The sequence below is a fragment of the Candidatus Sungiibacteriota bacterium genome (genome assembly GCA_016432465.1).
Classification (GTDB): domain Bacteria; phylum Patescibacteriota; class Minisyncoccia; order Sungbacterales; family HO2-52-23.
In genome coordinates this window covers 396,015-417,811 of record CP066690.1, presented here as the reverse complement: position 1 = coordinate 417,811, position 21,797 = coordinate 396,015, and the positions used below count along the sequence as shown (strand labels likewise).

At 46.5% G+C, this 21,797-nt stretch carries 23 protein-coding genes and 3 tRNA genes; 3 read left to right on the top strand and 23 right to left on the bottom strand.

Features of this window, described 5'->3' with window-relative positions; genetic code table 11:
• The 9 genes from gyrB to HYW89_02130 form a co-directional block, all read right to left on the bottom strand.
• Positions 1–3,342, bottom strand: coding sequence for a DNA topoisomerase (ATP-hydrolyzing) subunit B (gene gyrB, locus HYW89_02170; protein QQG45754.1), 3,342 nt, complete (start codon positions 3,340–3,342; stop codon positions 1–3).
• 221 nt (positions 3,343–3,563) lie between these two features.
• Positions 3,564–4,379, bottom strand: a complete 816-nt coding sequence (locus tag HYW89_02165; GenBank protein QQG45701.1) for a hypothetical protein — start codon at positions 4,377–4,379, stop codon at positions 3,564–3,566.
• A complete protein-coding gene (locus tag HYW89_02160) occupies positions 4,379–5,515 on the bottom strand; it encodes a hypothetical protein (protein QQG45700.1) in 1,137 nt (378 codons plus the stop codon). The genes HYW89_02165 and HYW89_02160 overlap by 1 nt, the downstream gene beginning before the upstream one ends.
• A 271-nt stretch (positions 5,516–5,786) precedes the next feature.
• Positions 5,787–6,266, bottom strand: a complete 480-nt coding sequence (locus HYW89_02155) for a hypothetical protein (GenBank protein ID QQG45699.1) — start codon at positions 6,264–6,266, stop codon at positions 5,787–5,789.
• Positions 6,267–7,237: 971 nt separating this feature from the next.
• Positions 7,238–7,312 (bottom strand) — tRNA-Asp (locus tag HYW89_02150).
• Between the two features lie 110 nt (positions 7,313–7,422).
• Entirely contained in the window at positions 7,423–7,755 is a 333-nt protein-coding gene (locus HYW89_02145; GenBank protein ID QQG45698.1) for a hypothetical protein, read from the bottom strand.
• Positions 7,756–7,775: 20 nt separating this feature from the next.
• Complete coding sequence (locus tag HYW89_02140) at positions 7,776–7,934, bottom strand: hypothetical protein (GenBank protein ID QQG45697.1); 159 nt, start codon at positions 7,932–7,934, stop codon at positions 7,776–7,778.
• Positions 7,935–7,938: 4 nt separating this feature from the next.
• Positions 7,939–8,262, bottom strand: coding sequence for a hypothetical protein (locus tag HYW89_02135; GenBank protein QQG45696.1), 324 nt, complete (start codon positions 8,260–8,262; stop codon positions 7,939–7,941).
• A gap of 120 nt (positions 8,263–8,382) precedes the next feature.
• Positions 8,383–8,455, bottom strand: a tRNA-Met gene (locus HYW89_02130).
• 317 nt (positions 8,456–8,772) lie between these two features.
• Between HYW89_02130 and HYW89_02125 the strand changes: the two genes are divergently transcribed.
• Positions 8,773–9,471: a PspA/IM30 family protein gene (locus HYW89_02125; protein ID QQG45695.1), complete on the top strand. Its 699-nt coding sequence runs from the start codon at positions 8,773–8,775 to the stop codon at positions 9,469–9,471.
• 136 nt (positions 9,472–9,607) lie between these two features.
• Positions 9,608–11,977, top strand: a complete 2,370-nt coding sequence (locus tag HYW89_02120; protein QQG45694.1) for a TPM domain-containing protein — start codon at positions 9,608–9,610, stop codon at positions 11,975–11,977.
• Between the two features lie 124 nt (positions 11,978–12,101).
• Here the strand turns inward: HYW89_02120 and HYW89_02115 are convergent.
• The 6 genes from HYW89_02115 to gatC all read right to left on the bottom strand — a co-directional run bounded on the left by HYW89_02115 (position 12,102) and on the right by gatC (position 15,425).
• Positions 12,102–12,173, bottom strand: a tRNA-Met gene (locus HYW89_02115).
• Positions 12,174–12,208: 35 nt separating this feature from the next.
• Positions 12,209–12,448, bottom strand: a complete 240-nt coding sequence (locus HYW89_02110) for a GIY-YIG nuclease family protein (protein QQG45693.1) — start codon at positions 12,446–12,448, stop codon at positions 12,209–12,211.
• A gap of 196 nt (positions 12,449–12,644) precedes the next feature.
• Positions 12,645–13,019 carry a hypothetical protein gene (locus HYW89_02105; protein QQG45692.1) on the bottom strand — a complete coding sequence of 125 codons (375 nt, stop codon included), beginning with the start codon at positions 13,017–13,019 and terminating at the stop codon, positions 12,645–12,647.
• Between the two features lie 48 nt (positions 13,020–13,067).
• Positions 13,068–13,712, bottom strand: coding sequence for a hypothetical protein (locus HYW89_02100; GenBank protein ID QQG45691.1), 645 nt, complete (start codon positions 13,710–13,712; stop codon positions 13,068–13,070).
• Positions 13,705–15,135 (bottom strand): Asp-tRNA(Asn)/Glu-tRNA(Gln) amidotransferase subunit GatA, encoded by a 1,431-nt coding sequence (gene gatA / locus HYW89_02095; protein ID QQG45690.1) that lies wholly within the window; start codon positions 15,133–15,135, stop codon positions 13,705–13,707. Before gatA ends, HYW89_02100 begins: the two co-directional genes overlap by 8 nt.
• The gene (gatC, locus tag HYW89_02090; GenBank protein QQG45689.1) at positions 15,135–15,425 is read right to left on the bottom strand and encodes an Asp-tRNA(Asn)/Glu-tRNA(Gln) amidotransferase subunit GatC; all 291 of its coding nucleotides are present in this window, start codon (positions 15,423–15,425) and stop codon (positions 15,135–15,137) included. Before gatC ends, gatA begins: the two co-directional genes overlap by 1 nt.
• A 60-nt stretch (positions 15,426–15,485) precedes the next feature.
• Here gatC and HYW89_02085 point away from each other — a divergent pair, with 60 nt between their 5' ends.
• Positions 15,486–15,938 (top strand): hypothetical protein, encoded by a 453-nt coding sequence (locus tag HYW89_02085; protein ID QQG45688.1) that lies wholly within the window; start codon positions 15,486–15,488, stop codon positions 15,936–15,938.
• A 19-nt stretch (positions 15,939–15,957) separates the two neighbouring features.
• Here the strand turns inward: HYW89_02085 and HYW89_02080 are convergent, their stop codons facing one another.
• The 8 genes from HYW89_02080 to HYW89_02045 form a co-directional block, all read right to left on the bottom strand.
• Positions 15,958–17,739 carry an ATP-dependent DNA ligase gene (locus tag HYW89_02080; GenBank protein QQG45687.1) on the bottom strand — a complete coding sequence of 594 codons (1,782 nt, stop codon included), beginning with the start codon at positions 17,737–17,739 and terminating at the stop codon, positions 15,958–15,960.
• Positions 17,740–17,743: 4 nt separating this feature from the next.
• Positions 17,744–18,130, bottom strand: a complete 387-nt coding sequence (locus HYW89_02075) for a hypothetical protein (GenBank protein QQG45686.1) — start codon at positions 18,128–18,130, stop codon at positions 17,744–17,746.
• The gene (locus HYW89_02070) at positions 18,127–18,678 is read right to left on the bottom strand and encodes a type II secretion system protein (GenBank protein ID QQG45685.1); all 552 of its coding nucleotides are present in this window, start codon (positions 18,676–18,678) and stop codon (positions 18,127–18,129) included. Before HYW89_02070 ends, HYW89_02075 begins: the two co-directional genes overlap by 4 nt.
• Complete coding sequence (locus tag HYW89_02065; GenBank protein QQG45684.1) at positions 18,675–19,280, bottom strand: type II secretion system protein; 606 nt, start codon at positions 19,278–19,280, stop codon at positions 18,675–18,677. Before HYW89_02065 ends, HYW89_02070 begins: the two co-directional genes overlap by 4 nt.
• A gap of 5 nt (positions 19,281–19,285) precedes the next feature.
• Complete coding sequence (locus HYW89_02060; GenBank protein QQG45683.1) at positions 19,286–19,831, bottom strand: type II secretion system protein; 546 nt, start codon at positions 19,829–19,831, stop codon at positions 19,286–19,288.
• Positions 19,832–19,906: 75 nt separating this feature from the next.
• On the bottom strand, positions 19,907–20,296 hold the full coding sequence (locus HYW89_02055; protein ID QQG45682.1) for a hypothetical protein: 390 nt from the start codon (positions 20,294–20,296) through the stop codon (positions 19,907–19,909).
• Entirely contained in the window at positions 20,293–21,060 is a 768-nt protein-coding gene (locus tag HYW89_02050; protein QQG45681.1) for a prepilin peptidase, read from the bottom strand. The genes HYW89_02055 and HYW89_02050 overlap by 4 nt, the downstream gene beginning before the upstream one ends.
• A 7-nt stretch (positions 21,061–21,067) precedes the next feature.
• Entirely contained in the window at positions 21,068–21,607 is a 540-nt protein-coding gene (locus tag HYW89_02045; GenBank protein ID QQG45680.1) for a type II secretion system protein, read from the bottom strand.
• Positions 21,608–21,797: the final 190 nt, after the last annotated feature.

Below are 21,797 nucleotides of genomic sequence, written 5' to 3'. Positions count from 1 at the left end.
TTAGATGTCTAAATTTTTAACTGCTTTGGCGTGAGTTTGTATAAATTTCTTTCGCGGCAACACTTCGTCCCCCATCAAAATATCAAAAATTCTGTCCGCTTCTGTGGCGTCTTCTAGTGTGACCTGCTTCATGGTACGGATTTGCGGATCCATGGTGGTTTCCCAAAGTTGGGACGGATTCATCTCGCCCAAGCCTTTGTAGCGTTGAATAATAATACCCTTTGTTTCCTCCATTACTTCTTCGGACACCTCGGTACCCTTAGCCTCTGTCCGGACGCGTTTGGTTTCTAATTTTTGCTTTTTAAATTCAGCAACCAGTTTATCTTTCTCCGCGTCAGAATAGGCATAATGAACAACCCTCCCCGACTGAATTCTATACAAAGGCGGTTGGGCTATATATAAGTAACCGCGTTCAACCACGATTGGAAAATAGCGATAAAAAAGAGTAAGAAGCAGGGTTCGGATGTGCGCGCCGTCAACGTCAGCGTCGGTCATTATAACGGTGCGATGATAGCGGAGCCGTGATTCGTCAAATTCGTCGCCAATGGCAGCGCCAAGAGCAATGATTAGTGATTTAATTTCTTTGGAGGCGAGCATTTTGTCCAGACGCGCTTTTTCCACATTTAAAATTTTTCCGCGAAGAGGCAGAATCGCCTGAAATTTTCTATCGCGGCCCTGCTTTGCGCTGTTATGGACAAACACCCCGGAGGCCAGTGCGAAGTTGTGTGTCTCCGGGACTTCAAGGTCGTATACATCTATATGCTCCGCTAACGGAATTACTTTTTTAACCTTGTGATTATAATTTATTACTGCCTCTGTAAGTTTTTTTTGATCATTTTCAAAAAACCTTTGGCAGACTGTTGAAAGTCTAATTAAGTTCCTATCACCAGTCCTTTGGCGAATTTCGTTGTATTTCTGTTCACTGGCGGACCCGTATTTATCGTAAATTTGCCTGAGTACTTCAAGGGCTTTGCGCAGATACGTCTGATTATATGCAGCATATCGTTTTACTCGAAATTCCGGCGTCCATTGCCCGCGCGTTTTTGACGCGCGCCAGCGTAGCAGTTTTTCATCTCTCCATTGTTGTTTTGCGATTTCGGCAAGCCGTATTTTTCTGTCCGGATTAGTTATGAAAAATTCTTTTGTCCGCAGTGCCTGTTTTTCTCTGTTCTTCTCATCTGCCCAGTATTTCTTTTGTATTTTATCAAGCAGCTGGTTATTCTTTTTTCTATATTCCTCGTGTGTCCTATAAAATTCCAGAAACTTTTTCAACATATATTGTTTATACGTATCATTTTCCCATTGTTTTTTTGCGTTTCTGCTAAAGAGCCCCTTTTTTTCAAGTGTCTTTTGGCGTGCCATTTCTCGGTAGGTAGCCGTGCGTTTTGTAGCCGTCGCTTTCGCCTGAATTTCTGGACGATGAAGAAACATTTTCGCTAAGCGCCGATGCAGTTCTAAGTGGTTTTCATCGGTGAGGCGTATAATATTTTCTGGGTTGTTGTTTAGTTTGTTAAAATCTTTGTGGTGTCGATGTGCGCCGTCGCTTTCGAGGTAGGTGCTGTGTTCAAGATTATATCTGTCAGAAAGAAGGTGGGTGAAAATCCAGCGGAGCTCAAGGGGGTCGTATACCATCTCATATCCTTTAATAGTGATTCGCCCTCCGAGTTTAGAAAATTGACGATATAGAGGCATAAGGGAATCTTGCGGTTGCAGACACCGCGCCTCCTTAAAAGAGCCGTCGGCCAACATAAATTTATGATCTGTGGTACAAACAATTTCTTCGTCGTTATCCAAGATAATTTTTATGACTTCTGCTTTACTTTTGGTCAGACGCGGATTTACAATTTGAGCGATATTAATACTTCCATCGTTGCGCATGGTGTAACAGTAATGTTTTTTTCCAGCCCTTGCCTCTGGAATAAGTTCTCTGAATGATAGATTGCGTCCGTCTAATAAGGCAATCTTTGTGTCTCCGGAAAAACAGCCCCCTGCGGAATCCCCCTCCACCAGAAACAATTCCGACTCCTCCGGATTGCGCGATTGGCAATCAGCAAGTTTCCCCGGAAGCATTAGGCCCTCAAACGCGCCTTTACGCAGTACGGTATCCCGCGCCGCCTTGGCAGCTTTTCGCGCTTTTTGCGCCAGAAGCGCTTTTCCAATAATTTCCTGCGCGTCGCGCGGATATTTTTCCAGCCATTCTTTTACTGATTCCCCCACGACTGTTTCTACGGCCGTGCGCGCTTCGGGATTTCCAAGTTTGGCCTTGGTTTGTCCTTCAAACTGCGGCTCCCGCAATTTTACAGAAATTATCGCAGTAATTCCTTCGCGTACGTCGTCGCCGGTAAGTGTTTCGTCGTCTTTTTTAAAGTATTCATTTTTACGGGCATAGTCGTTTAAGGCGCGTGTTAGGGCGGTACGGAATCCGGTAAGATGCATGCCGCCCTCGCCAGTGTGGATATTATTAGCAAAAGAAACCTCTTTTCCTTGCAGATCGTCCGTATACTGAAAAGCCGCCTCCACTAAAAGTTTTTTCCCGTCGATACCGGCCTCTTTAGAGACATAAAAAATATTTTCGTGTTTGGGTGCTTCGTTTCTGTTGAGATACTGAATATAGGAAATGATGCCACCTTCAAAATAGAACGAGTATTGGGTTTCGAGCGATGAATTATCTTTAGCCCTTCCGCCTTCTCGCCGGTCAATCACTGAAATTTTTACTCCTTTGGTGAGATAGGCCTGTTGTCTGATGTGGTCAAGGATTCGCTCCCAGTCAAACTGTATTTTTTCAAATACTTCTGGGTCGGGTTCAAAAGTAACTGCCGTTCCGGAGCCTCGGCACTTTCCCGTTTTTTTTACAGCATATTTGGGTTTGCCGCGCGAATATTCCTGCGCATACTGATATCCGTCACGGCACACCTCCGTTTTCATCCAAATAGAAAGAGCGTTGACAACCGAAACCCCTACGCCGTGAAGTCCGCCGGAAACCTTGTAGGACTCGCCTCCAAATTTGGCCCCGGCATGAAGCGTGGTCATTACTGTTTCTAAAGCCGATTTTTTTGTTTGTTTATGTGTTTCAACCGGTATTCCACGACCGTCGTCAATTACCATTACTTTATTGTTCCCCAAAAGCGTTATGGCGACGTTTTTGGCATATCCTGCCATAGCCTCGTCAATACTGTTGTCTAGCACCTCCCAAATTAAATGATGCAGGCCGTCAACTCCGGTTGAGCCGATATACATTCCCGGACGTTTCCGTACCGGCTCTAGTCCCTCCAAAACATAAATGTCTTTGGCTGTATACGATTCGCCGGATTTTGTTGTGGGGGTTTTTGACCCAGCCCTAATAGTCCGTCTTTTTTGACGAGGAGGGCGTTTGGGCAGTCGTTTTTTGGTTTTGGCCCTAGATTTTTTCTTTGCCAATTTGGTTGTCCACAGGCGATTATTATAACAACAATATCCGCCCCAAATTCAGCAGAATTCGTGGGCGGATATTGCGTGTAGATACGCCATTTTTAAATCAAGGAGTACGATCTTAGTATAGCAAAATTTGAGGGGAAATTCAATGGCTATTTTTGTCTAGGTTTTAGCACCAAATACATCCAAATCCGAACCATACCTAGGACAAGAAGGTACCACCCCAGAACTACCCAAAGAGGAATTCCGAGTATTTCTTGATTAAGACTCGGGGCGTTTTTATACTGCCACTCAAAGACTCCGACATTTGGAATCTCGTGCAGGAAAACTGACATAAACAATGCAGTTACTAGAATTGCGACATAGTGTCCCCAATGGACTATATGATATTTAAGCTTTAAAGTTCCAAAAAACATCCAGGCAAAAAATCCCCAGATGACTAAATTTGCATATTCTCTCGTAAGCCCGCCAATGGCAAGGAGCGTGATAATTAGGATAGATAACAAGAGACCAACATCTAATTTATCAGTGAGGCGATGCGCATATGTATAGGGTCTCTGCACAAAATTTAATCGTTCGCCAAAAATTCCGGACAAAAAATAAACTAATTCAAGTACCGCAAGACCGCCAAACGGATAAATTATAAAGTAAAGACGTAGCCAATCGTCCAGTGAATTATAGTGAGGATACCACCAGAGAACTGCCAACTTTTGTCCCATAATAAAGTCGGCAACGAAAGAAAGGAATACAAGGATAAGGAAGAATCTTAGGAAACCAGCAAACCTGTTTTTTAAGAACCAGAAGCTTGAATTCTTATCGTAGTTCACCAAACCGAGCGCTAGCCATAAAAAGAAGACAAATCCTGCATACCAAAAGTGAAATCCCCTAAAAGCGGAAAAGATAAAAGCTAGCCAGGCAATCGCAGAGAATGTTGCTATTACTTTTTTATACTTTACTATTTTTCCCATTATCTAAGTTCCGCCCTAAATTGTTTTTTGGTCTCCAGATATATCTTATCTTGTATGGGATCTACCCCTTTGGTCTCGAGGGTCCGTTCGTTGCTTCTGTATACGATTCGATATGTGTAGCTTATTTTGTCTGGGCCGAATTTTTCCGGATTTTCATATTTATCCAATAGCCGGACCTCTTCAACTATATTCCCGCCGATGTCTCTTATCAGATCAAAATAATTATTGGGGATGAAGTTTTTATCAACAATAAAGGAAATGTCGCGGGTAATGGGGGGAAATTTACTGACTTCTTTAAACTTATTTCCTAAGCGCAGTTGTTTTTTTACGCGCTCGTCCTCAGACCAGAGCAATCTTATGTCCGGCAGTTCCATGCTTACAATCGCCAAGCGCTCCAAGCCGAATCCGAATGCCCAGCCGTTATAAAGATTCGGGTCAACGCCCAAATTTTTAAGAACGCTTCCCTTTACTACTCCACTTCCCAGTACCTCAATCCACTTTCCGTTCTTTTCTATCTCCATTTCCAAACTCGGGTCCGTATACGGAAACGTATCTTCATTAAAGCGGTATTTCACGTCCTTACCAAACACCGCTTTGGCTATTTCAACCAGCACGTTCTGTAAATCTTCGGATGTAATTATTTTTTCGTCCTTCCGGCAAAGATACCATCCATCCATCTGGTGAAATACGTTCATATGCTGCCGGTCTATTTCGTCTTTGCGGTACACTTTCCCGTATGATAACGCACCAATGCTTTTACCTTTTTCAATTTTACTTTTTACTTCTGGCTCGTTCAGCCAGTAGTACCACATAATAGTGGTGTGGGTTCGCAGGATGTGTTTTTCGTCCACGTAGTAGGTATCTGACCGGGAGCGCGCCGGGTGGTCTTGCGGAAAATCAAAAAGATCAAAACTTATATCCACAGGCACAATTTCCGGAACCCGAATAATATCAAAGTCCGCAAAATCCTTCAGCTTTATAATGCGCTGTACTAGTTCATTAATAGGGCTTCCTGTGGTGCGGGAAAGATCGGGCATGGCAAGAAAACGAACCAGTCGTTCGCTTTCCGGGTCGTGTTTTTTCGCGAGCTTTCCCCTTAACTCCTCTTCTTTTTTTGGTGCTATATCTAATTCCATCTTCGGGTATTTTAGCAGAAATTCTTATTTAAATAAACCCCTATTTGAAGCAAAAATTATCCACTCGTTTGGGTGGATAATTTTAAAAACGGTTCGCTCATTTCAAAAAAGTGAGCAACCCGTTTTCTAACTGTCGGAGGTTAGTAGACGACGTTAGCCTCTTTTATGCGTAAAAGTGAGTATTTCTTTATTCCGAAGTTGTCTGCATGAGGGTGTGGTGGCTTAGTCCCCTACCCTATCACTCATGATAGCTTAGGAAAGAAAAACTGCCTTACCGAGACAGTTTTGGATCAAACTTTTTTTGAAGTTCATTGCGTCTTTTTTGTAATTTATTGACGCTATTTGTAATTATTGGCAGCATTTCATCTACGAACTGAAGTGGGGTTTTGCCGGCGTCTTTAAGAGCTGCAAGTTGAAGCGCAATAAGCGGATCAAGTTTTTGTTCGTCCAATTTTCCGTGCTTCTTTAATTCAGCCGCTTCATATATACCGGCAGTGATCAACACCTTAAACTGTGCATCAAGCAACGCCCTATCAAAAGAAAAAAATTCTTTTTCGTACTGATTTTTTTCCTCTTTTGTCAACACATCACTGTTTCGTATTTGCACAACAGCAACACTAGAAAATGCCTCAAGTTCATCCAACTCACTATTTAATCGGTTCAATTGTTCTGGCTCACTAGACAGAGCTTGTGCGACCAAAAAACCGATTGCTGCTGCGCACACCACTACTCCAAGAAGCAGTTTATTCATCTTGCCCCCGTTTTCTCTAGATTTGCTGTCTTACATATTAGCAGGAAAAATAAGTGCTGTCAACCCTGCGGTGTGAGTTGGTCTAAAACCTTGCTTGTGCAAGCATTGTAAGACTTTTTCGCGCTCTTTTCCAGAGAGCGATTTGATGGGGGTCGGTCTGGGTCATTTTGTTGACACCAATATCTGAATATGTAATCATAGCAATGGATCGTTCGTATGTGTTGAAGGGGATGAAAAAGATAGCAGCAAGCCAGAGCGCGGCAGGTTCAAAAAAGTCCGGAAAGACGATAATCGTAGGGAAAAAAGAAGGCCCGTTGGATAAATATTTTTGTGAAGAACATGGAGCAACGTGGACTTATGGATGTGTGGAATGCACAGCTGCTCTTCGCAACTTCAATGAGACCCGATATTACTACAGGAATCATAGATTGGTGGAGTGAATCATCGAGCCACAGAAAAGTGGCTCCTTTTATTCAGTTATCATACTAATACACGTGATCCCAACTGGGTTTCCAAAACGCAAAGCAGTTTGCGTTTTGGAATACCCTTCAAATCTCGCCTAGCCCATAAGACAAAATAAAATGGTAGCTTGCGCCACCACTTTATTTTATCTACGGGCCGTACGGGATTTTTCCTCACCCGCGCTACGCACTGCCTCCGGCAGGCTTCGCGCTCCTTCGAATTTGTCTCCTCGACAAATTCCCGGGCATTTCTTAACGCTCGCACGTCCTTCGATAAACTCAGGACGGCTCGCTAAAATGCCCGTCAAAGCAGTGCTTTGACCCCGGGTTTTCAAAACGCAAAGAAGTTTGCGTTTTTCAGTTTGCCTCCTCGGCAAACCCCGGGAAATTTTTAACGCTCGCACAGTTTCACTGGCTCGCTAAATTTCCCGCGAAAGACTTTATCTTTCGCCCCCTCAAATCCCGTACGGGATTTGAACCCGTGACCTTCTCTATGAACCCCGCACATAGCGGGCCGTACGGGATTTGAACCCGTGACCTTCTCCGTGACAAGGAGACGAACACTCCAGGCTGTTCTAACGGCCCGCTATAAGCGGGGCGGGCAAGGAGACGAATACTTCCGGCTGTTTCTAATGGCCGTTTTATTAGGGACAAGCGGAGGGCTTTGTTTAGATATACTCGCGGCCGCTACTGTTTTATTTTTTCAGCAACGATTGATGTAAACGTCTAAAATCTATGTAAAAAACCTGTTTGCCCATAAGATGAATGGCCAGCGTATTTATATTTCCGTCTTTAAGGTCTGCTTTAAGAATTGTTTCCGTTTCCGGATCAATAGGAATTTCTACTTTACCATTGGGCGAGATTTCCCCCTTGCTGACTAGATCCAACACTAAAGCAATCCACTCGCGATGCTTTTCAATCAAGCGCCCCTCGGTGTTAAACGCCTCTTGCATCTGCTCTTGGGTCGGCAGTTGTCTGTCAGGAAGCCCCTTGTTTAGTTTTTCTTCGTCTGGTTTTTCGGCGGTCATTGATTTTTCTTAAAGATTTTTTACCCGCGTCCTACCAACGCCGGATTTTGTTTTAATTTTTTGAAGAATTCAATCTGCCGCAGGCGGCGTTGGGCCTTGGCCAAGGTTTTGTACGTTCCAAACGATCGCCCCGTAGTCTCTGAAAGCACGATATACTTACTCTTAACTTTTTTAATCACGGTTCTACTCGTTTAATTCTTTATGAAATTTCCAAATATCGTCCCGGATATTTTCAAATAATGCCGACTTATCGGCGGGGCTGACATTTTTTATCTTGGTTAGCTTGGTTAGCAGAGCGCTAATAGTGGTATAAGCCCAATCGTCAACCGAGTCCCCCAAGATAGCTTTATTGTCGCTTTTAAGTTTTATAAGTTCAACCAACCCTCTTTTAACTTCGGGGTCAATATCGGACTCTTCAATAATGGATATCCAGAGTTGGGACCTTTCTGCTATCCGCCGAGCCCATTTTTCCTCCGGCAGTAAATAGTATTCTTCACGTTGTTCCATGGTTTTTCGTGTGCCGGTGATAGGAATTGAACCTATGACCTAACGCTTGTTTGTCCTCCCATCTTTTTGACTGTCAGGGGTGGGAATCGAACTTCATCCCCCACCTATTCTGGATTGTTTTGGCTGGGGTGGGGATTGAACCCACGACCTAGGGTTTATGATTCCCTCGCTCTACCAACTGAGCTACCCAGCCCTAGTATTAATTTGTGTTTTATCCAGAATAGGTGGGGGACAAGCGACCTTGGCGTTATGAGTGCCACGCTCTTACCGACTGAGCTACCCTGACACAAAAGGTGGGATGAGTCCCGACGCTGACGGTCGGGATCCCGACCCCCGACTTTACGTCGGGGCTACACCGGCACAACTCTATAATAATATACCAATTTTCCGGCCAGCGGGCAAGAAACGGCCACGCTGTAACGTATCTTACGTTCCGCATAAAAAACCTTGACAATGCACCCCAATTTTGTTAGACTGTTAGTAGCCCGTTGAGGGCTGAAAGGAGGAACCGTGGCTGGTCTTTTTGAGAAGGCACGGATTATTTTCCTTAGTAGGGCCCACAAACTTCTAGATACGGTGGTTGATCTGGATTCAACCGGTGCCGTAAAGCAATATGTGCGTGACCTTGAGGGTTCGCTTACGGACCTTCAAGCTGCTGCTGCTGAAGCAGAGGGTTACGTCCGTACGCTGGGACGTGACCAGAGGACTTTGGAACGACGTGTTACAGAATTGGATGGGGCAATCAACCTCATCCTGGGCGATGACGATCCAAACAATGACCACGTAGCAACGGCAAAACAGGTTGAGCTTGATGGTGTAAGTAATCTTCTTGTTGCCAAGAAAGAAGAGCTTGAGTCAGCCACGACAACTGCTGGGAAGATGAAAGAAGCTGTGTCTGCGCTCAAGGCCAAACACGCCGCAATGGTTCAGCGCATTCAGCAGCTTGAGGCCATGGAACATTCCACCAAGGCCAAAGAAGAAGCTGCGCACGCAATGAAGATGGCAAGTGATATTGTGGCTTCGGGGGAGACGGTTTCTGTTGACAACGTTGTGGCCCGGATGCAGCGTGAGGCCGACGTTGCAGATGTAAAGTTTGAGGGCGCCCTGGGAACTTTCCGTGACAAGTCTGGTCAGGATGCAGCGGTTGCGCTGGCGCAGGCGAAGATCGCGGAGCGGAAGAAAAAGCTCGCAGGGGCCACCAAAGCCTAACTGCGCAACGTGGAGCCGAGGACGGCTCCATTTTTAATTTACGGCCAGTTGACAATTGTTATTATATTTTGTAGAATTATAAAGGCCCTGGTTTTTTATACCGGGCTGTATCGGTATCAACAAAGGGGGGTGCACCTTGAAAAGATCTCTTGTGTTGATTGTGGGGCTTTTTAGTCTTTTCCTAGCTGTCCCTGTTTTACATGCAAGTGAATTTTGTGACACCCGAGTTTACGACAGCGCAGGAGTCTTGGATAACAACGACCGCGCACGGTTGGAAGAAGCTGCGGCGCGTTTGGTTAGCGCTGGAGCAGAGGTGCGGGTTAGGGTCAGTAAAACCCTTAACGGGTCTGCCAACATTGATGCCTATGAGAAACAGGTTGAGAGACAGTGCGCATCATGGCAGGCTACGGACGGAAACAGAAAGAATAATCTTGTAGTACTTATGGTTGCAACGCAAGCCAGAAAGTCCGGAATCTTTTACGGTTCTGAGTGGAAACCAGCCTTGGATGGAGCATGGAATAAGGTTCGGACTCAGCATATGAATCCGAGCTTCCGCGACGGCAGATGGGCAGATGGCGTGGTGAAAGGTTTAAATGCAGTGGGTGAACTTCTGGAACAACAAATGAGAGCGCCCGTGGTTGCCCCGGCTCCACCCCCTAGTCCGCAAGTAGTGGTGGTGCAGCCAAACCAGCCGTCCGCACCCACAGATTATTCTGGACTATGGACAGTAATGAAATTAATGCTTGGTCTTATTGTGTTGGTTGGGCTTGCAATGCTTCTGGGTGCTTTCCTAAAGCGTCGGGAAGGACAGCGTGCGGCCCGACAAAAGGCTATGTTGGCCAAACAAGATGCGGCATCCCGTATTAATACTCTTGATGACGAGCTTGTAACGCTTGAAGCAGTGGTTGGAGCGATGGTCAACAAGGTGTCAGAAGAAGACGCGGAGCCGCTTAGGGATGGTATGGTTCGTGCGCAAAAACTTTTTGCAAGTGCTGCTGAAAATTTTCACGGCTTAGGACAGGCGGCTAACGATCCAGAGCGTCCGGGACTAACGGTGGCCGAGTACGAAGCTATTGCCCAGTCATACGGCGTGGTAGTGGCAAAGCTTTACGAAGCAAGGGGCATCAAAGACGAAATTAATAAGCGTGTGTTTCAACTTTCAAGTCTGATAGCAGATTCTGCCAAAGTTGTGGCGGCGGTTAACACTGCTATTACCACGGCCACTCAAAATATTGCCGAAGTAAGGAAGCAGGGGTTTTTGACCAGCACAGCCGATACCCTGCTTTTGCAAGCGCAAACAAAACTGAAGGAAGCGGACTCAGCGATACAGCAGAAAAGGTATGGCGAAGCACATAAAACGGCCCTGTCTGCGGGCGAATTGGTTCAGAAGGCGGTTACGTCGGCCGAGGAGCTTCCTAAAATCAAGCAGGAACTTACAACCGGGATTGTGGCCGCGAGCGGGCGCATAGAGACTGTTAATACGGGGATTGCAGCTGCCAAAGAAGTATTTGACCGGATTAGCGAAAAATATGCCAAGACTTCGTGGGAGTCGGTGCGCGGCAATGGCACTGAAGCAAGAAAGCGTGTGGAGAGTGCGGAGAGAACCACGATGACGCTGCAGGCCATGGTTTCCATGGATAAACAGGAGTGGGATAAGGCCCGTGCAGGTTTGAAAGAGGCAACTACTTGGCTTGATGAGGCGGAGTCGCTTCTGCGTTCAATTCATGAGCGCGAGAAGGGCCTTGCGCTTGCAGAACGCGATGCGTCAAAAGAAGTTATTGCCGCAGAGGTAGATATCCGTAAGGCTCGGGACTACGTTCATCAGTACGATGATGAGATCAAGGATACGGTGGAAGCAGAGTTAAGAAAAGCCGAGAGAGTTGTTGTTAAGGCCAAGCAGGAATTGGTCCAAGAGAAACCAGATTTTCCACTGGTGGTTAAACTGGCCAAAGAAGCTAACGACACCGCAGATGAAATTTTACTTGAGGCGATAAGCGAGCATGAGGCCGCAGAGCGTTTGCGTGCCAAAGCCAAAAACATAATGCGTGACGCAGAGCGAGCCGTGTCCAAAGCCCAAGAGTATATTGAGGACCACAAACACGACGTAGGCAGTTCGGCCAAGGGCTACCTTTCTGATGCTCAAAAGTATTTAGGACGTGCGCAGGCCGCCCTGGTTTTTGAAGACAAAATTTCTCTTGCCGAAAAAGGGCAAAAGAAAGGCAACGAAGCCTACTCTAAAGCCAAGGACGACGTTGAAGACGCACATGAGTCAAGCCGCAGAAGTTGGGGAAGTTCATCGGTCGTTGTTATTGGAGGCGGTGGTGGGTACTCCTCCGGAGATTATTCGCACTCCTCCGGAGATTATTCCAGCGGAGGCTATTCGTCAGGAGGAGACAGCGGATCAAGTGATAGCGGTGGTGGAGGTGGTTGGGGTTCTGATAGTGGCGGAGGCGGCGGCGGAGACTTTGGCGGCGGCGGCGGTGGAGGCGGCGGCGGAGATTTTTAAGGTCGTTGTACCGTAAGTAAACAAGCGAGCTCGTTCGGGCTCGTTTTAAAATTTTAAAAAAGTCAAAAGGCAGCTCATATGAGCTGCCTTTTGACGCTAGCAATTCCGAAGCTTTAGCGAAGGATTGCGGGGGCCGGATGTGCGCCGACGCCTCCAGGTTATGAGCCTGGCGAGGTACTGCTCCTCCACCCCGCCGAAGTACTCCAGCTTAAAGCAGAATACTTCGGCGGCTTAGAGAAATCTTAACAGATATCTTTTATCCTTGAGAGATTTTAGGTACTTTTCTCTTTGCATGGCCTTGGTACGAGTCTGGAACGACTCTGAATGAATTAGTCTCCATGGTCGATAACTCTTTGTCCAGCTGGATTTTCCAAAATTGTGATGTCGCAACCTCAAATTTATATTATTGGTTTGACCAATGTAAAATCGATCGAACCGGTCACTATATAGAATGTAAACATAATACACCATTGTTTATGAGTCCCGGCTTGCCGGCATACTGCTCCTCACCCCGCATGGAAATTATAATGTCAAGTTAGCAGAAAAGCAATCCATCCGTTTTCTCGCGTCCGCAAAATTGTGCAGGACAAGATTTAAAAATGCCGCGTTTGTTGACGCGGCTAGCCAAATAGGCGTGAGATATCGACAACTGGATAAATAACGTTGCTTAAGGTTGCGTAAAATTCAAAAAAGAAAATACGGCTAAAAGAGTTATGGCTCCCAATCGTGTAACCCTGTTTAACCAACAACCAACCAGATAAGCCAGCAATACAGGCACTACCATATGCAGGTTAAGCACGAAGAGGTAACCAAAAGATGCTCCGTACTTTTGTATAATTTCGTTACCTTCGGCCTGCCAACCGAGGCCGTAAACATAAACAAAAAGAAGAGTGCTTAAATAGTCCGTAAAACTTGATGTGCAGAAAATATACCACCACTTTTTCCAGCCCCAGTTTTTAAGCGGCGTAAAAACGATCAAAAGTACAGTCAGGCCAGTAATTGCATAAAATTTCCAAAGGACTTCCAGCGGCGGTAGAGACATCTGTAATCCACCCCGGCCACCCCACAAAAAAGTATAATATAAAAACTGTTACTTGTCAACCTGTTCTTCTTCCTCCATCATGCCCAGCTCTTTTAATGCTTGCTCATAGGAACGCAGTGCATGGATAATGGTCTCGCGCGTATGCTGTTCCAGAGGGTCATGCGCAATGGCGTTGCGAAGTCTGTGGCTAGACCAAGCTCTTTCCAGCGAAGGAAGTTTGGTGGGGTCAACGATTTTAAGGCGTTCCGCAAGTGTAGTGCCTTCATAGCCAAGGTGCGTAAGGATGTCATCAAGAAGGGCGTCAGCCCGAAGCACTGCCATATTCCAGTCCGAGGGGCTGGAGGAATTGGCGAGTTCCCGAATATGCCCCCAAGATTCTTTAACCTCTTCTTTGGGCGTAATAACGTGAGGCACAATTTCCTTTTCCGGCTGGACGCGTCTTAAAGAAAAAAGTTTCCGTAGGGTAAAAATCAAAAATACTAACAGCACCAAATCCAGCAAGATGATGCTTACTTGAAATATTCTGAAAAATAAACCCCAATTTTTGGCGTATACCCATTCCACAAAGCCGGTATATTCACTAAGTACAGTATTGAGGTAGACACCCAAAACCCCAAGTGCCAAAAGCAGTGTTATGGCCATAACAGCGGGGTCGGGGCCGGAAGATGACTTGGGACCGGAGGTTTCAGGCATGAATTTTTTTTTCTATTTCAGAAGCAATGGATAATATGTTGGTCTCATCAAACCATTGGCCAATAAGTTGCAGACCAACAGGTAAGTTATTGCTCTTGCCTGCCGGCATGGATAGCGCGGGCAAGCCGGATAAATTTACGGCAACCGTGTAGATATCAGCAAGGTACATTTGTAACGGGTCACTGGTTTTTTCATCAAATTTAAAAGCCGTGGTTGGTGTGGTAGGACCAATAATAACGTCAACTTTTTTTAATGCATTTTCAAAATCTTGTCTGATTAAACCGCGCACTTTCTGCGCCTTTAAATAGTAAGCGTCGTAATAACCGGCAGAAAGGGCGTGGGTTCCAAGCATAATGCGTCGTTTTACTTCGTGTCCTAGTCCTTCGGCGCGTGTTTGGGCATAAACCCCAAAAAGACTATCCGCCTTAGTATTTTGATGGCCGTAACGAATACCGTCATAACGGGCAAGATTCGCCGACACCTCCGATGGTACTATTATATAATAGGTAGCCAGTGCGTATTCGGAATGCTGAAGGCTTAACTCTTCAATATGTGCGCCAGCACCCTCCACTCTTTTTAGAGCCTGACGTACTACTTCTTCAACCCCACGATCAAGCCCCCGGGAAAAATATTCCTTGGGAACACCAACCCGCAGATTTTTTAGCTCTGTATTGACGGGTTTGTTCTCCGGTGGGTTTTTAAATGAGGTTGCATCAAAGTCATCACTGCCGCAGATAGCTTCAAATAGAGTTTTGGCATCTTCCACGGTTTTGGTCAGGGGCCCGATTTGGTCAAGCGAGGAGGCCATGGCCATGAGGCCATGACGAGACACTCTTCCGTACGTCGGTTTGAGTCCCACAATTCCGCAAAAGGATGCAGGTTGACGGATAGAGCCTCCGGTATCGGAACCCAAAGCCGCTATGCACATATCCGCGGCAACTGCTGCGGCAGAGCCTCCTGATGAGCCGCCGGGGACGCGACGTGTATCGTGCGGATTTTTAGTTGGGCCAAAAGCAGAATTTTCCGTTGAGGAGCCCATGGCAAATTCATCCAGATTGGTTTTCCCAATAATTATCGCGCCCTGCGCTTTTAGTTTTTTTATTACCGTGGCGTCATAACTCGCAACATAGTTTTCTAAAATTTTTGATCCGGCGGTGCAGATTTCTCCCTCAACTAAAATATTATCTTTTACAGCAATGGGTATGCCCAAAAGCGGCGGTAATGCATGATGGTTTTGCAGCATCTCATCGGCTTTTTTTGCTTCGTCCAGCGCGTCCCCAAACACTTCAAGATAGGCGTGCAGTTCTTTGTCTTTAGATTTTATCGCTGTAAGACAGTCCGCCACCAACTCTGTTGAGGAGAATTTTTTCTGCCGGAGTCCTAGGGCGGCTTCTTGAATTGTAAGCTGGTTAAGGGTGGCCATTAAAATACCGGTTTAACTTTTACCCAAGAGTCTTTTTTTTCCGGAACAGCCGCCAGTAATTCTACAGAGCTTCCTTCAAGGTCGGTGTCTTGCTGCGTATCCGGACGCATCACGGTGTGGTGCGCTGCTGTGTAGCTTAGGGATTCAATGTCAGTTTTGACCTCGTTTAATTTTTTTACAAATTCTAAAATGGCGGAGAGTTCACCCACAAATTTTTGTTTTTCGGATTCTGATAGTTCTATACGCGCAAGTTTGGCGATATGCTCGATGTCTTGACGTGATATTGACATTGTCTTTATAATCTGATATTATTTTAACGGCGGTTATGACCGCCCGTAAAGGAGGATATCATGACTTCAGTTTTGGGAAGGGGTTACAGGTTAGTAGCGCTGGTACTTATTATTAGTATTGTGTTTCTGGGTTTCCCTACTGTATCCTCTGCGGCTCACGGGAATTCAGGGGTATCGTCGAGCCCGCAAGTTGTAACAAGTTCGGATAATGTCCGTTGTGGAAAGCCGGCGGCACAGTATCTGCAGGATGCAGAAAAGCTCTACAAAAAAATTGGTTATGGACCATGGGTGACGGAGGCTATTAAGTCGTCCGCGCTTCTTTTTCAGACCTGTTCCGAGGTTGTAACAAGTTCGGATAATGTCCGTTGTGGAAAGCCGGCGGCACAGTATCTGCAGGATGCAGAAAAGCTCTACAAAAAAATTGGTTATGGACCATGGGTGACGGAGGCTATAAAGTCTGCTGAGCTTCTTTTCCAGATCTGTTCCATGCTGGAATCCAACAGGGGAAAGTGAGCTGACTGGCAGCAGTCAGCTATTTTTTTTGTTCCGCAAACAGTTTTTTAATTTCCTCCGCGGTGGTTGCGTCCTCCGGGTTTTTGTCATCGCGGAAGCGAACGAGTCTCGGAAAACGAAGCGAATATCCCCGGCTAGTCCCTTTTCTTCCTGCCGTATGCCGTGGTGAGAGAGTAATCTCATCCGCCAGAATCTCTACGACCAGCGAAGGACGGACCCAGATGTCGGGTGTAATCTCTTTGTCCACTATATATTCTTTGGGCGCCGTGTTAACTTTTAATTTTCCTAGGCGACGGTGCGCCTCACGGAACTGTTCGTCCGAAAGCCCTGTGCCCAGGCGCGAAATAGAATAGTAACGGCCGTCCTGTCCCCGTATGCCGAGCAGCAAACCCCCCACGCCGAATACGGCGCGCTTGCCCCGTCCTTTATAGGCACCCATAACAACGCAATCAATCGTATCAAGAATTTTTGTTTCTGTCTTTTTTCCGCCGCGCAGTTTTTCAAGAGCCGCCATGGTTGCTTTTAATTTTATCCAGTGAAATCCTCTGCTTCCGGCTTCATACGCTGCGTCAAGATTTTTGGCCACGACGCCCTCTAGTCCCGCGGCAATACTGCTTTTTAGTTCTTTTAGTATAACATTGGGATCTTTGGTAACTCTATGAGGAGTAAGGCGCAGAGCTCCTTTTGTTTTCTCCGGAAGAACGCGTTCTATTATTTTTCTCCTCTCCCTAAAGGGACGCTCAAGAAGAGACTTACCGTTGAGATAAAGGATATCAAAAACGAAAATACTTAAAGGAATTTTTTTGGCGAACTCCTCAATATCATATTTTCTTTTCCTCTGCACTGTTTCCTGGAAAGGAGAAAACTTATTTGATTTGGGGTTATAGCCGATGGTCTCGCCGTCCAAAATAGCTTCCTGAACAGGAAGTTTTTTTGCCGCCGCAACGATTTCGGGGAACATAGCGGTGGTGTTTTCAAGATTGCGTGAAAATAGCGCGATTTTTTTCTCTCCTTCTTCTCTCCATAAGTGGATTTGGGTGCGAAATCCGTCAAGTTTTTGTTCAACCCCCACTTCCGGGCCCGCCTTTTCAATCACTTCTTCAACCGTGCGCAGTCTTTCGGCCAGAGATGGACGTATGGGTATGCCCGGATGCGGTTCTATGCGCTGTAACGAACCAAGCCCGGATTTTTTGACAATTTTTGCTATGGCCCCAATATCGGCGGTGACATTGTAAGCCTGTTCAATTTCTTTCCGCGCTGATTTATCCCCCTTGAGCATAAAGGAAAGGGCGTCAAGAAGGGTGGCGTCTGAAAATCCCAGGCGCATTTTTCCTATCGGAATGCGGACTACAAACTTGGCGGAACGAGCGTCAAGTTCTGATAAAAGCTCGGCCATTTTTTTGATTTTTCTTTCCTGACTTCCTGTACCTGTTTCTTGGGAGACTTTAAGCAGCTGACTGTAGACCTTATCTGCAGTTAGGTGTTTGGCTGGTTTCCTTTTTTGAGAAAGCAGGTCGTAGGCCACATCGCCAAGGTCCCCTTTTGACTTATAAAGTTTTGTTATTTTTTTCGGAGATTCTTCCAAGGCTGCGGCCAGAACTTGTATCATTATTTTTTCGGCGATATTAAATTCTATTCCGCGATACGCAGGAAGGAGTTCTCCCAGAAGCAGATAACAAACTTTGTCTATCTCCTCTTCCTCGGCTTCCTTGAGTACTTCGGCGAGTATTTTGGTCATTTCGTTCCGGGAGGCGGTTTTTTCCAACTTTTCCAGATATTTTGCTAGTTCGGAGAAACGCATAGGTTTAGTAGTTCACCTGAAAGCCGCGCTTTACCACTCTTTGGGGGTTGGCGCCGCAGCGGTATTGTCCGGCGATGACGATTTCTGTGTTGCCGCCGACCTTGCTCATGCGTAGAGTATAGCAGCCGACAGACTGAATATCGGTGGGTCCCTCTGTATAGCAGTTGGCTCCTCCGGTCGTGCAGACTTCGCGCTGGACCCGGTCGCGATAAAGTATTTTTTCTATACCCTGATCCGCGGCGTAAAAAGCAGTAAAAGAATCCGCAATTTCTCCGGAAAGACGCAGTTCTCCAAAAACAACGTTAAAGATGCCAAGACTTATGGAAAAAATAGCCGAGAGCAGGACTACCACCAAAAGCAGGGTTATACCATTTTTGTGTAAAGATTTCATAAGTCACGTAATCTTTGAGCCACGGTGGTTTGTAAATCCAGGGACGACTCCAGATAGTATTTTGGGCTTTTGGAGCGCGCCTTCATGGTTAGAGTAACCCGCGGCTGGCCGTCATTTGGTCCGGAAGCCGAGCCGCTTAGCGCAAAATTCAGGCGATCAATATTTACCTCCTCGGAACTAAAAGGCACGGCCTGTACGCAGTTGGTGGTTTGGGTCATGCGCATAATAGTTTTGGTTGCGGGACTAAGATAATAAGTGCGCGACTCGCCCAAGGCCGTGGTAAAGCTGATTTCTGACCCCGATGCACCGCCGCAGGCTGCGCCATAAGAAGTTGCGGCATACCCAGAGCCCGTGCGCATTTCTTTGGTTATAAGTTCAAGAGAGAAGCGTATGGAATCAAGGATCGCCTGAATATTGGCCGCTTTTATTTGGGCGTTGGATACGCCCAGCGTAACTCCTATGGATGCGATTACAAGAACAGAGAAAATTCCTATGGAAATTATCATTTCCAGTAAAGTGAAGCCCTGTTTTTTTGTGTGGTTTTTCATCGCCAATTATAAATTCTTTCCCGTACCACCAAACTTTTGGGAGTACCGTGTTCGTTCCAAGTGATGGTAGAAATAATATCCATCTGGTCTGACGCAGGAATGCCGCTGTCGGGGTTGTCCGGCGGTACCCGGATATCAACTTTGCGCACAAAAACTGTTTCCTGGTCCCCGCCGTAACCGTAAAAACCAGTGCTGGTGTTAAAACGAAGTGGTTGGCCGCTATAAAGAGGCAGACGCGGAGTAGAGAGCGAAGCGGCCCCGCAATTTATAGTTTTTGAAGAGTTGGCGTCAACTTCACGGCTGGTATTAGTTAAATTTCCTCCTTCTGGATCGCGGTTCCAGGCCCAACCTGCGGAGCCGTTTAGAAAATCACAGATAACGTTATTGTCTCTTACCAGACGTATAAGCTCGATGCCTTCCTGTGCAAGGTTGGCGGCAACCAATTTATTTTTAGTGGCGACAAAGTTAAAGATGCCCTTGGTAATGAGCGTCACCGGTCCGACCACCACAGCTAAAATAACGGAAAGAGCGACTACCGTCTCCAGTAAAGTGAACCCTGTCGTAGCTAAGGTAAATTTTGATTCCGAACCGACGTTAGACATTTTGATTACCTTACGCTGACTTGTCCGCTGGTTCGTACTACCACAGTGCGTGTCTGACCAGCCGGGGTTTTAAGGGTAATGTCCAGTTTATCGCCCACAGAGACGCCGTTCTCGTCTCCCAGAAAAACTGTTGCCTCCGGCGCGGCAAAAATAATATGTACGGTTGCGCGCGCCACGCCGTCTTTGTCTTTAAGAGAATCAAGTTTTATTCCCCGCTCAAAAGTTGCGTCGCTTCCTATTTTGGCGTCGTCCGCAGAAGCGTATTTGTTGTCGTGGAGTAAATCGGCAAAGGTAAAATAGGTTGCGGGTGCGAGTGTGGAGAGTTTAAGGCCAACAGCCGGCGGTATCCTTGGTCCGGCAGAGGTTTGAATTTGGGTCACGGCAAGAGACATATTCTGGGCCCTGCGAATGGCAAGCGCGAGTTCCCGGGAAGATCGGTTGAGCGCCGCCCCCTCGTTAAATCCGGTGAAACTAAAAAGAACCACCGCGCTTATGGCGATAACAATGGCCAGCATCACCACCGCTTCCACCATAGTAAAACCATTTTTCATCACTCTTAATTATACTCTACAACCCAAAACAAAAAAGCCCGCGGGGGGCCTTACTAAGGCCATCTGTAAACTTTGTTATCTTTCTAGTCTTAAGAGGTATCTGTCCCCAGCCGCAACTGTAATTTCTGAAAGAGATTTGGGTACTGTTTTGTTGTTGCTGTAGACTGTCCATTTTCTGCTGCGGGGCGGCCTTAGGGATATCCCCGCTTCTTTAACAATAGACTCAAGCACTGATGGTAGACGATAGACGTGGCCGCCCACCGCTCCCTCAAACACGCGTTTTTTATTTTCTCCAAAATCAATTTCTATCCAAGCGCGATCGTGTCTGGGCAAGAGAAGGGGGACAGGCGATTGAACCTCTTTAAGATACTCCTGATAAAAATTATTATTTGCCCAAAAAATAAATCCCAGCGCTAAGGCCGAAGCAATACCCACAATAATCCAGGTTGTAGTGCCCCGTATCATAAAAAATAGTCCAGTCCGGTAATAAAAAGAAACTGTTGAGAAAATAAATAAGAGAGAAGTGCCCCTAAAATTATAAACGGCCCAAAAGGAATTTTATCTTTGAACGCGGTAAGGCGCGTTGCCAGAAGAAAAATTCCCACAATCCCACCCAGCCAAAAAGAAAAAAGGAAAGCGATCGGTGACGCCGGGAATCCAAGAAGCAAAGAAGTTCCGAGTATGAGTTTGGCGTCGCCCAACCCCATCCAGCTGCCGGAAGACGCAAACCAAAGTGCGGCAAAAAACAACGCAATAAGCAATGCCCAGACACCGTCTCTTAAGAGATTGGGGCTTGTTATCCAAAGGCGCCACATACCCAAAAGGAACAATATGAGCACGGCCCCGTCAGGAATAAGGCGATAATTGATGTCAGATACCAGTATAACAATGACTGCCGCAGTCCCGATAAGTACTGCCCCAAACAAAATTAGGGCTTTAGGATTTAATACATCAGGAAGCAAATACCAGGCCAGAGCAGCAAAAGTAAATCCCGTACCAAGTTCTACGGCCGGATATTGCCACGAAAGAGCGGCGCCGCAATGCCGGCACCGCCCTTTTTGTAATAAGAAACTTATTACGGGTAGGAGTTCTCCTGCGCCCAGTACTTTGGAGCATGATTCGCAACGTGAGCGTCCCCCCAGAGATTCAGCCCGCGCGCCCCTTCTTACCACCACGTTTAAGAAACTGCCAACAACAAGGCCGACCACAAAAAACAAAAACAGACCCACCTTGGTATTATGGTATTACGTCATAAACTCGGTTAGTCCCGTCAGTCTTTCCATCAAAACCGTTGTTGTATCCGGTAATTCCGCTTACACAGTCCGCAGTGCCGCTGGAAGTACAGTCTCTGTCTCCGTTGAAAGCCGGATTGGCGCTGTCCTCAAGCGTTGCACCCAAATGATAGGTGGTGATATTGCCACTGGAAGGAGTTGCGTACTTGTAGCAAACAGGAGTTGTCCCGCTGGAAAGAGGGTCGCGGGGAACAGTTGGTATATAGCCGTTGGTGGCCAGTGCCTGCAGATTATAGGCGTTGGTAGTGGCGTCACACGTGGTGTTGGCCGCAGGATAGGCGCTTCCCTGCCCGTCAAAGTAAAGCTCAAGCGCCAGTTGAATCTGTTTTAGATCCGTAATGCGTCGCGCGTCACGCGATTTTCTCCTAGCATTATTTAAAGACGCCAGCACAATAGAGGCCAGCACCCCGATAATGGCAATAACTACCAAAAGTTCAATTAGGGTAAACCCGCCCCGCTCCTTAAAGCTGAAAAATTTTAACATTTAAATTTAATTTTATTCCTTGTTAGTTATGAGCCGACCTTTTTAATTATACAATTGTTAATACAGAACACAAACAGTTATTGTCCACAGGCGATTTTAATCCCCCACCCATAAACACGGCACGATTTTGCTGCGGAGCGTCACGGTTTTATCCCCCCACCTTCCCAGAATACCCCCGCAGCTTGGGAAG